The sequence below is a fragment of the Kitasatospora sp. NPDC093558 genome, from assembly GCF_040683475.1.
GTDB lineage: Bacteria > Actinomycetota > Actinomycetes > Streptomycetales > Streptomycetaceae > Kitasatospora.
In genome coordinates this window covers 1-9,605 of sequence record NZ_JBFBDY010000236.1, presented here as the reverse complement: position 1 = coordinate 9,605, position 9,605 = coordinate 1, and the positions used below count along the sequence as shown (strand labels likewise).

Sequence of the window (9,605 nt, the reverse complement as noted above, 5' to 3'; positions counted from 1 at the left end):
GTCGCGGGCCTGCTGGGCTGCGGCGTCATGGCGGGCCTCGGCGCCGCGATCAACACCGGCGGCGTCGGCCGGGGCGACTCCGTCGCCGTGATCGGCTGCGGCGGCGTCGGCGGCGCGGCGGTCCTGGGCTCCCGCCTGGCGGGCGCGGCGCGGATCATCGCCGTCGACATCGACGACCGCAAGCTGGAGACGGCCCGCACGCTCGGCGCCACCCACACCGTCAACTCCCGCACCACGGACCCGGTCGAGGCCATCCGCGAGCTCACCGGCGGCCACGGCGCGGACGTCGTCGTCGAGGCGGTCGGCCGCCCCGAGACGTACAAGCAGGCCTTCTACGCCCGCGACCTCGCCGGCACCGTCGTCCTGGTCGGCGTGCCCACCCCGGAGATGACGCTGGAACTCCCGCTGCTCGACGTCTTCGGCCGCGGCGGCGCCCTCAAGTCCTCCTGGTACGGCGACTGCCTGCCCTCCCGGGACTTCCCGATGCTCATCGACCTCTACCTCCAGGGCCGCCTGGACCTCGGCGCGTTCGTCACCGAGACGATCGAACTCGACGCGGTGGAGCAGGCGTTCGAGCGCATGCACCAGGGCGACGTCCTCCGCTCGGTGGTGGTCCTGTGACGGCGTACGTGGACCGGCTCGTGACGGCCGGGGTGTTCGAACTCGACGGCGGCAGCTGGGAGGTGGAGAACAACGTCTGGATCGTCGGCGACGACACCGAGGCCGTGGTGATCGACGCCGCGCACGACGCCGACGCGATCGAGGCCGCGCTCGGCGGGCGCCGGCTGCTCGCGATCGTCTCCACCCACGCCCACAACGACCACATCGACGCCGCCCCCGCGCTCGCCGCGCGCACCGGCGCGCCGATCCTGCTGCACCCGGACGACCTCCCGCTGTGGAAGCTCACCCACCCCGAACGCCTCCCGGACGGCGAACTCGCCGACGGCGGGCGGATCGAGGTGGCCGGCACCGCGCTGACCGTCCTGCACACCCCCGGCCACGCGCCGGGCGCCGTCTGCCTGTACGCCCCGGAACTCGGCACCGTCTTCACCGGCGACACCCTCTTCCACGGCGGCCCCGGCGCGACGGGCCGGTCGTTCTCGCACTTCCCGACGATCATCGACTCCATCCGGGACCGGCTCCTCACCCTCCCGCCGGAGACCGTGGTCCGCACCGGCCACGGCGACCCGACCACGATCGGCGCCGAGGCCCCGGCCCTGCCCGAGTGGATCGCCCGCGGGCACTGACGCCTGCGGCCCCCGGGGAAACCGGCCTTCCCCGGGGGCCGTACGATCGCGAGCATGGCCCACGACCCCCGCGACCTCGACGACGCCTTCCTCGCCTTCTGGCGCGAGCGCCACATCTCCACCCTCACCACCCGGCGCCCCGACGGCTCCCCGCACGTCGTGCCGGTCGGCGTCACGTACGACCCGAAGACGGGCATCGCGCGGGTGATCACCAGCCGTACCAGCCGCAAGGCGCGCAACGTCGCCGAGGCCGGCCCCGAGGGCCAGCGCGTCGCCGTCTGCCAGGTGGACCGCGCCCGCTGGTCCACCCTGGAGGGCGTCGCCGTGGTGCGCTCCGAGCCCGACGAGGTCGCCGACGCCGAACGCCGCTACGCCGAGCGCTACCGCGAGCCGCGCGTCAACCCGGACCGCGTCGTCCTGGAGATCACCGTGGACCGCGTCCTCGGCCGCGCCTGACGCTCCGGCCCGGCCTCACTCCGCCAGGGCCGGCGCGATCCGCCGCAGGACCCCGGGCCAGCCCTGGCCCATGCCCTGGTGGGCCTGCCGGCCCATCGGGGTGTCGAGGTCGAAGCCCGCGTGCTCCAGCAGCAGGCGGGTGCCACGCCCCTCGGGGACGAGCCGCCACGTCACGGTGGTGTCCAGCGTGCCCGCGGCGAAGCTGTAGCTCAGCAGCCGCTCCGGCTCGACGGCGACCACCTCGCACGGCTGCTGCCCGAACGGCCCCATGTCGAGCGTGAACCGGTGCCCCACCACCGCCTTGACGTCCCCCGCCGCCCACCACCGGGCGTGCAGCTCCGGATCCGTCAACGCCTCCCACACCCGCGCCGGCGGGTACGGCAGGAACTCGTCGCAGTTGATGACGGCCTTCTCGGTCATTGACTCTCCTCGTCCAGGAGCCCGCGCAGCGAACGCATCCGCGCCGGCCAGTAGTGCTCGAAGGGGTGCAGCCACTCCTCGACCTCGGCGAGGGGAGTGGCCTCCAGGTGGTAATAGCGGTGCCGCCCCCGCGGCTCCTCCCGCACCAGCCGGGCACTCTTGAGCACCGCCAGGTGCTCGGACACCGCCGGCCTGCTGAGCTCGAAGTCACCCGCCAGCTCGCCCGCCGCCCGGGGCCCACCCTGCAGGCTTTCCAGCAACTTGCGCCGCACCGGGTTGGCCAGCGCACTGAAGACATCGACGTCCGCCATGCCTCCACCATGCGTCGGAGACTCCCGACATGTCAACTTTTCCCGACGCATGACACACCTTGCCCGGCGGCCGGGGCCCGAGGCGCATGAGGAGTTCCACGAGCGGATCGCCGCGGCGGCCGGTCCGGCCGTGGTCTGCTTCACCCGGCTCGTCAGGCAGGCCGGGCACGCGAGGTGTCGGGACGCCGACCGAGCCACAGTAGGCCGGGCACCGCGGCCAGACTGAGGGTGAGCAGGAAGAGCCAGGGCCAGGCGGCGCCGTGGTCGAGTAGCAGGGTGAGCAGGCCGGGGGCGACGGCTTGGCCGACGTTCCAGGAGAGTTGGTAGACGGCCAGGTAGCGGCCGCGCTGGGCCGGGTCGGCGAGTGAGACGCTGAGGTCCTCCCGGCTGGGGGTCGCGACGGTCTCGGCGAGGTTGTACACGAGCATCGCGGTGTACAGGCCCGGCAGGACGGCCCAGCCGGGGGCGGCTGCGAGCAGCGCGAAGAGGCCGAAGGCGAGCGCGTTGAGGAGTGCCCCGGCGGCGACTACCCGGGTGGGGCGCCGACCCTCCAGGCGGCGGGCGACGACGCTCTGGGTCAGAACGACCTGCACGCCGTTGAGGACGAGGAGGGAGCCGGCCACCGAGGCGTTGCGGTGCAGGCCGGCGGTGAGGTAGACGGCCAGCAGCATGCTGAGGATCATCGACGCGAAGACGAAGCTGAGGTTGACCGCCACCAGCAGCAGGTATCGCCGGTCCCGTAGCACCTCCCGGTAGCTGCCCGTCTCGGCCGTCCTGGCTTCCCGGGCGGGTGCGGTGGTGGGCCGCCACGTGGCCAGCAGGATGGATGCGAGCAGGTAGCTTGCCGCGTTGAGCACCACCAGCAGCCGTAGCGCTCCGGTACCGCCGCCGGTCATCAGGACGGCTCCCAGCGCCCCGCCGAGGCCCATGCCGGTGTTGCGCAGTGTCTGCACGAGAGCGAACCACCGGGTGCGCTCGCCCTGGTCGGAGGCGAGGACCACCAGGCCGGTGCTGGCGGTCCAGTAGCCGACGTGGCCGATCTGGGCGAGCAGGCAGACCAGGACGATCTGCCAGGCCTGGTGGGTGAGCAGGAACCCGCAGTAGGCGAGCGCGGAGAGCGCGTTGGCGCCGACCGCCACGACGCGGGCGCCGTGGCGGTCGATCAGTGGGCCGACCGCGAGGGCGGTGGGCAGGGCGAGCAGCCGGGCGGTGGAGACGGCGGCGCCGACCGCGGCGAGCGGGAGGTCGGTGGTGTGGGTGAAGTAGACGAGGACGAAGGCGAGGATCAGCCCGGTGCCGAGACTGTCGACGAGGTGGGCGCCGATCAGACGGGCGCGGCCGGCGGTGTCGGGCAGGCCGAGGCGGTCGCGCAGGGGAAGGAGTGTGGCGGTGGTCATGCACCGAGGCTCTCTGGAATGATCACTGCTGCCCAGACATTCCATCCTGATCGAATCCTCATCGAATCCTCGCGGAGGGCCCGTGCTCACCTGGGAGTTCTCCGCGCAGGACCTCGCCCGGACGCGGTTCGCCCGCTCGCCGCTGGCCGAGGTGACGACGAGCGTCGAGGTGCTCAAGGACCCGGGCCGGCACGCGGTGCATCTGCCGTGGGTGCGGCAGGCCGGACGGCGGCTGGCGGGGGTGGACTGGGAACTGCTGTCCCAGCTGGTGCGGCTGCCGACGGTGTACGTGCCGGACTTCCTGACTCCGGTGCCGACGGCGTCCAGCCCGACGATCGAGCAGGCGCTGGCCGACCTGGCCGTCACCGATCCTGCGACGGTGCGCCGCGACCTCGCCCGGATCGGAGGTGAACCGTCCCCTCTGGTGGCGGAGTTGGCCCGGGATCCGGAGCGCGGTCTGGCCCGGCTGGTGGCGGAGATCCGGGCGTACTGGGATGCCACGATCGCCCCGCACTGGGACCGGATCGAGCGGCTGGCCGAGGGCGAGATCCTGCGCCGGGCCCGGCAGATGTCCGCGGGCGGTCCGGCGGCGCTGTTCGCCGACCTGCACCCGCAGGTGACCTGGGAACGGGACACCCTGCGGATCGACTACCGGATGGTCGACGCACACCGGCGGCTGGACGGGGAGCGGGGCCTGGTCCTGGTGCCGACGGTGTTCGCCTGGCCCGGCGTGTTCTCCCAGCAGAACCCGCCGTGGCAGCCGGGCCTGGTGTACCCGCCGCGCGGGGTGGCGACGCTGTGGGAGACGGCGGGCGATGCGGTACCGGACGGGCTGGCGCGGGTGATCGGCCGTACCCGCGCCTGGCTGCTGGCCGAGCTGGACGCCCCCGCCTCGACCGGCGAACTCGCCGAACGCACGGGCCTGTCCGCCCCGAACGTCTCCCACCACCTGACCGCCTTGCGCGGCGCCGGCCTGCTCGCGCGCCACCGCACCGGCCGCACGGTCCTGTACCTGCGCACCGACGCGGCCGAACTCCTCCTCCGGGCCGTCCGGGCCGACGGCTGATGCCGACGGCTGATCCGACCACCGGCGCGCGCTCCCGGCGGTAGCCACCGCAGCGCGAAGAGGACGGCCGGGCCAGGGGGCGTCGCCGACCGCGCGTTGACGTCGCGTTGACCGGGCGTCGATGGCGGGTGCCTACGGTCGGGGCTTCGGCAAGTTCCGTACCGTTCAGAAGGATTCCCATGATCGACCCCGACGTGTCGTCGCGCCGCGACACGCCCTGGATCGGCGACGATCCGCGCTTCGGCGAGTTGCGCGCCGCCTACCGCAGGTTCGTCTTCCCGGTGACGGCGGCGTTCCTGCTCTGGTTCCTGGCGTACGTGCTCTGCTCGGCCTACGCCCGTGGGTTCATGGCGACCAAGGTCGCCGGGAACGTCAACGTGGCGCTGGTCTTCGGACTACTGCAGTTCGTCTCGACCTTCGGCATCGCCCTGGCCTACGGGCGGTTCGCCGCCCGGCGCCTCGACCCGCTGGCCGCGGCGCTGCGGGAGGTCCGGGCATGATGCAGCACCACAAGGGCCTGACCATCGGGCTGTTCGTCGCCCTCGTGGCGGTGACGCTCGTCATCACCCTCTGGGCGCGGCGGAGCACCCGCGGCACCGGCGGGTTCTACACCGGCGGCGGCCAGTTCTCCGCGCTGCAGAACGGGATCGCGATCTCGGGCGACTACCTGTCCGCGGCCTCCTTCCTCGGCATCGCCGGGCTCATCGCGCTCAACGGGTACGACGGCTTCCTCTACTCGATCGGCTTCCTGGTCGCCTGGCTGGTCGCGCTGCTGCTGGTCGCCGAACTGCTGCGCAACACCGGGCGGTTCACCATGGCCGACGTGCTCGCCGCGCGGCTGCGCAGCGGGCCGATGCGGACCGCGGCGGGCGTGTCGACGATCGTGGTCTCGATCTTCTACCTGATCGCGCAGATGGTCGGCGCGGCGACGATCGTGGGGCAGCTGCTCGACGTCAAGGGCGCCGCCGCGCAGATCTGGACGATCGTCGGGGTCGGCGCGCTGATGATCGTCTACGTCGTGGTCGGCGGGATGAAGGGCACCACCTGGGTGCAGATCGTCAAGGCGGTGCTGCTGATCGCCGGCGCGGCCACGATGACCCTGTGGGTGCTGGCGAAGTACGGGTTCGACGTCAGCCACCTGCTCGGGGACGCCGCGTCGGCGTCCAAGAAGGGCGACGCCTTCCTGCAGCCCGGCCTCAAGTACGGGTCGACGGACGGCTGGTCGAAGCTCGACCTGGTCAGCCTCGGGGTCGCCCTGGTGCTCGGGACGGCGGCGCTGCCGCACGTGCTGGTCCGCTTCTACACCGTCCCGACCGGCCGGGACGCGCGCAAGTCGGTGAACTGGGCGATCGGCATCATCGGGGTGTTCTACCTGATGACCCTGGTGCTCGGCTTCGGCGCCGCCGCGCTGGTCGGCACGGCGACGATCAAGGAGAAGGACCCGTCCGGCAACACCGCCGCGACCCTGCTGGCCGAGCACCTCGGCGGCGGCGCGGGCACCACCGGCGGCTCGCTGATGCTCGCCTTCGTCGCGGCGGTCGCGTTCGCCACCATCCTGGCGGTCGTCGCCGGGCTCACGCTGACCTCCTCGTCCTCGTTCGCCCATGACCTGTACGCCAGCGTGATCCGCAAGGGCAAGGCCACGGAACGGCAGGAGCTCCTCACGGCGAAGGTCGCCGCCGTGGTGATCGGCGCGGTCGCGGTGGCCCTGTCGATCTTCGCCCGGGACCTCAACGTGGCGTTCCTGGTGGCGCTGGCCTTCGCCATCGCGGCCTCGGCCAATCTGCCGGCGATCCTGCTGACCCTGTTCTGGCGGCGCTTCACCACCTTCGGCGCCAAGTGCGGCATCTACGCGGGCCTGGTCGGCTCGATCGGCCTGGTGCTGCTCTCGCCGATCTGCTGGGGCGGCGCGAGCGGCACGGTCCACGCCGTGAAGCTGACGGCCGCGCAGGCGAAGGACTGCGGGGTGGAGGTGTCCAGCAAGCAGGTCGGCAACGCCACGGCGCTGATCTCCTGCACCACGACCGCACCGATCCCGCTGCAGAACCCCGGCGTCGTCTCGATCCCGATCGGGTTCGCGGCGGCGGTCCTCGGCTCGCTGGCCGGCAGCCGCCGGCGGCGCGACGAGGAGTCGGACCGGCGCGCCTTCGAGGAGCTCGAAGTCCGCGCCCTCACCGGGGTCGGGCGGTAGAGCGTGAAGCCGCGGTCCGCGTGAGCCGTGCCCTCCCGGTCAGCTGCGCTCCGGCCTCGCCGCGAGCGTGAGCAGGGAGCCCTTGAGGGCGGCGACGAAGCGGTCCTGGGCGGCCTCGTCGACCAGGTCGAGCGAGAGGTACGGGTTGAGGTCCTCCAGCTCGACGAGGAGGAGGTCGCCCTCGGGGGTGCGGCAGGCGTCGACGCGCTGGATGCCGTGCTCGATCGTGTTCCACGCGATGAAGCGGCGCGCGAAGTCGAGGTCGTCGGCGGTGGGTTCGTACGGTTCGAGGCGCCAGCGCTGCTCCGGGTCCGGGGCGTGCAGCGCGTACTGGAACGCGTCGTCGACGAAGTAGAACGAGACCTCGTACGCGAAGCGGATCAGCGGCTGGACGAGGACGTCGTCCCCGTACGCGACGGAACCGAGCTCCTCACGGGGGACGGTCCGCAGGCCGATCGAGTCGGCGCCGAGCTTCGGCTTGACGACGTACTCGGGCACGACGGGCAGCCGCCCGAGGTCCTCGGCCCGGTCGACGGTGGGGATGACGGGGTACCCGGCGGCGCTGAGGTCGAGCAGGTACTGCTTGCCGGCCATGTCGGCGCGCCCGGTGAGCTGGTTGTAGACGCGCGTGCCGCGTTCGAGGGCGCGGCTGCGGAAGGCCTCGTACGCGGCGCGGTAGTTCAGCACCGGGCCGCTGTTGCGCACGAGGACGAGATCGAAGGCGTCCATCAGCGCGGCGGCGTCGAGGGGGTGGCAGAGCGCGACGTCGAAGTCCTCGCGCAGGCGCGCGGAGAGCCGGATGTCCTCGTCGCAGTACCGGCGGCCGCGGGCCGGGTAGGCCAGGTCGGTGACGAACAGGACGCGGGGCTTGGCGGCTGACATGTCTCTCCTGAAGATCATTTCTCCAGGTCAGCCTACTACTGGATGCCAAAAGGCCTGCTCCTCCACCCGTACGGGCGGAGGAGCAGGCCTGTGGTGTAGGTGTCCAGCGGGTGCCGGTTAGACCACCTTCACGCCGGGCGTGCTCGCCCAGCCGCTCCAGCCGGGAGCCGACGCGTGGCAGGACTCGTCGAACGTGGTGTCGCCCTTGGACATGAGCACCGGGAGGCAGTCCCAGCCGGCGCCGCCGGTCAGCATGAGGTCGGTGCGGCCGTTGCCGGCGAAGTCACCGGCCACGACCTTCACGTTGTCCGTGTGCGCCCAGTCGCCCCAGTAGCCGCCGGGGGCGTTGCACGAGTAGTCGAACGTGCCGTCGCCCTTGGCCGTCGCCATCGGCAGGCAGTTCCAGTCGGGGCCGCCGGTCAGCACGACATCGGTCTTGCCGTCGCCGTTGAAGTCGCCGGTCACGACCTTCACGCCGGGCCGCGCGGCCCAGTTGCTCCAGTCGAGACCCGGCTTGTTGCAGGACTCGTAGAACATGCCGTTGCCGCGCGAGACGAGCAGCGGCAGGCAGTCCCAGCCGGCGCCGCCGGTCAGCATGATGTCGGTCTTGCCGCTGCCGGTGAAGTCACCGGTCACGACCTTGACGTTGTCCGTGTGGGCCCAGTTGCCCCAGTCGCCGCCGGGGGCGTTGCAGGACTCGTCGAACGTGCCGTCGCCCTTGGACATGAGCACGGGCAGGCAGGTCCAGCCGGCGCCGCCGGTGAGGGCGATGGAGGTCCGGCCGTTGCCGGCGAAGTCGCCGGTCAGGACCTTGACGTTGTCCGTGTGGGCCCAGTTGCCCCAGTCGCCGCCGGGGGCGTTGCACGAGTAGTCGAACGTGCCGTCACCCTTCGACATGGCGACGGGCAGGCAGTTCCAGTCGGGGCCGCCGGTCAGCGCGACGTCGATCCGGCCGTTGCCGGCGAAGTCTCCGGTGATGACCTTCACGCCGGGCCGCGTGGCCCAGTTGCTCCAGTCGAGACCCGGCTTGTTGCACGAGACGTCGAAGGTGCCGTCGCCCTTGGCCATCGCGACCGGGAGGCAGTCCCAGCCGGCGCCGCCGGTCAGCATGAGGTCGGTCCGGCCGTTGCCGGCGAAGTCGCCGGTCACGACCTTGACGTTGGGCGTGTGGGCCCAGTTGCCCCAGTCGCCGCCGCGCGGCGAGTTGCAGGTGGTGTCGAAGGTGCCGTCGCCCTTGGACGTGGCGACCGGCAGGCAGGTCCAGTCCGGTCCGCCGGTCAGCGCGATGTCGGTCTTGCCATCGCCGTTGAAGTCGCTCGAAGTCCGCGGGCTGCGCGGGGTGTTGGCGGTGATCCAGGACGCGAGGTCGTCGACGCGGACGTCGGTGACCTGGCTGGTGGTCGAGGACTCGGCGAGACAGCCGGCCTGGCCGGAGAGGCTGTGCAGGCTGCTGACCACGACGCCGGCGCCGGTGGCGTTGAACGTCGGGCCGCCGGCGTCGCCCCTGCAGACCGTGCCGGTGGCGGGGGTCAGGGTGACCGTCGTGGCGTCGGTGGCCGTGACGGCGGCGGTGCCGGCGTGCGCGGCGCTCGGCAGCCACTCGGTGGCGGTGCGGCCGGCGCCCCCGGTGCGGAC

General features: G+C 72.5%; 11 protein-coding genes. 6 read left to right on the top strand and 5 right to left on the bottom strand.

Going from position 1 to position 9,605, the window contains the following annotated elements; genetic code table 11:
* The 3 genes from AB0O00_RS21405 to AB0O00_RS21395 form a co-directional block, all read left to right on the top strand.
* Positions 1 to 621 (top strand): zinc-binding dehydrogenase (locus AB0O00_RS21405; protein WP_363654065.1); only part of this gene is annotated, 621 nt, incomplete at its 5' end.
* Positions 618 to 1,247, top strand: a complete 630-nt coding sequence (locus AB0O00_RS21400; RefSeq protein ID WP_363654063.1) for an MBL fold metallo-hydrolase — start codon at positions 618 to 620, stop codon at positions 1,245 to 1,247. The genes AB0O00_RS21405 and AB0O00_RS21400, both read left to right, overlap by 4 nt.
* A gap of 54 nt (positions 1,248 to 1,301) precedes the next feature.
* Entirely contained in the window at positions 1,302 to 1,703 is a 402-nt protein-coding gene (locus AB0O00_RS21395) for a TIGR03618 family F420-dependent PPOX class oxidoreductase (protein ID WP_363654061.1), read from the top strand.
* Between the two features lie 15 nt (positions 1,704 to 1,718).
* On the opposite strand, the gene AB0O00_RS21390 is transcribed toward AB0O00_RS21395, so the two are convergent.
* The 3 genes from AB0O00_RS21390 to AB0O00_RS21380 form a co-directional block, all read right to left on the bottom strand.
* Positions 1,719 to 2,123: an SRPBCC domain-containing protein gene (locus AB0O00_RS21390; protein WP_363654059.1), complete on the bottom strand. Its 405-nt coding sequence runs from the start codon at positions 2,121 to 2,123 to the stop codon at positions 1,719 to 1,721.
* The gene (locus AB0O00_RS21385; protein WP_363654057.1) at positions 2,120 to 2,434 is read right to left on the bottom strand and encodes a metalloregulator ArsR/SmtB family transcription factor; all 315 of its coding nucleotides are present in this window, start codon (positions 2,432 to 2,434) and stop codon (positions 2,120 to 2,122) included. The genes AB0O00_RS21390 and AB0O00_RS21385 overlap by 4 nt, the downstream gene beginning before the upstream one ends.
* Before the next feature lie 152 nt (positions 2,435 to 2,586).
* Positions 2,587 to 3,831 (bottom strand): MFS transporter, encoded by a 1,245-nt coding sequence (locus AB0O00_RS21380; protein ID WP_363654055.1) that lies wholly within the window; start codon positions 3,829 to 3,831, stop codon positions 2,587 to 2,589.
* 82 nt (positions 3,832 to 3,913) lie between these two features.
* On the opposite strand from AB0O00_RS21380, the gene AB0O00_RS21375 reads away from it, so the two are divergent.
* The 3 genes from AB0O00_RS21375 (at position 3,914) to AB0O00_RS21365 (ending at position 7,088) form a co-directional block, all read left to right on the top strand.
* Positions 3,914 to 4,897 (top strand): DUF5937 family protein, encoded by a 984-nt coding sequence (locus AB0O00_RS21375; protein ID WP_363654054.1) that lies wholly within the window; start codon positions 3,914 to 3,916, stop codon positions 4,895 to 4,897.
* 179 nt (positions 4,898 to 5,076) lie between these two features.
* Positions 5,077 to 5,397: a DUF485 domain-containing protein gene (locus tag AB0O00_RS21370; RefSeq protein ID WP_363654052.1), complete on the top strand. Its 321-nt coding sequence runs from the start codon at positions 5,077 to 5,079 to the stop codon at positions 5,395 to 5,397.
* A complete protein-coding gene (locus AB0O00_RS21365) occupies positions 5,394 to 7,088 on the top strand; it encodes a cation acetate symporter (RefSeq protein WP_363654050.1) in 1,695 nt (564 codons plus the stop codon). The genes AB0O00_RS21370 and AB0O00_RS21365 overlap by 4 nt, the downstream gene beginning before the upstream one ends.
* Before the next feature lie 39 nt (positions 7,089 to 7,127).
* On the opposite strand, the gene AB0O00_RS21360 is transcribed toward AB0O00_RS21365, so the two are convergent.
* Both AB0O00_RS21360 and AB0O00_RS21355 read right to left on the bottom strand, forming a co-directional pair.
* Entirely contained in the window at positions 7,128 to 7,970 is an 843-nt protein-coding gene (locus AB0O00_RS21360; protein WP_363654048.1) for a hypothetical protein, read from the bottom strand.
* 117 nt (positions 7,971 to 8,087) lie between these two features.
* The coding region (locus tag AB0O00_RS21355) for an FG-GAP-like repeat-containing protein (RefSeq protein WP_363654046.1) at positions 8,088 to 9,605 on the bottom strand (1,518 nt) is incomplete at its 5' end.

Bases quoted from the DNA above. Each gene is read 5' to 3' on its own strand.
- AB0O00_RS21365 (WP_363654050.1), top strand. From the start codon at position 5,394: ATGATGCAGCACCACAAGGGCCTGACCATCGGGCTGTTCGTCGCCCTC.
- AB0O00_RS21380 (WP_363654055.1), bottom strand. From the start codon at position 3,831: ATGACCACCGCCACACTCCTTCCCCTGCGCGACCGCCTCGGCCTGCCC.
- AB0O00_RS21395 (WP_363654061.1), top strand. From the start codon at position 1,302: ATGGCCCACGACCCCCGCGACCTCGACGACGCCTTCCTCGCCTTCTGG.
- AB0O00_RS21360 (WP_363654048.1), bottom strand. From the start codon at position 7,970: ATGTCAGCCGCCAAGCCCCGCGTCCTGTTCGTCACCGACCTGGCCTAC.
- AB0O00_RS21390 (WP_363654059.1), bottom strand. From the start codon at position 2,123: ATGACCGAGAAGGCCGTCATCAACTGCGACGAGTTCCTGCCGTACCCG.
- AB0O00_RS21370 (WP_363654052.1), top strand. From the start codon at position 5,077: ATGATCGACCCCGACGTGTCGTCGCGCCGCGACACGCCCTGGATCGGC.
- AB0O00_RS21385 (WP_363654057.1), bottom strand. From the start codon at position 2,434: ATGGCGGACGTCGATGTCTTCAGTGCGCTGGCCAACCCGGTGCGGCGC.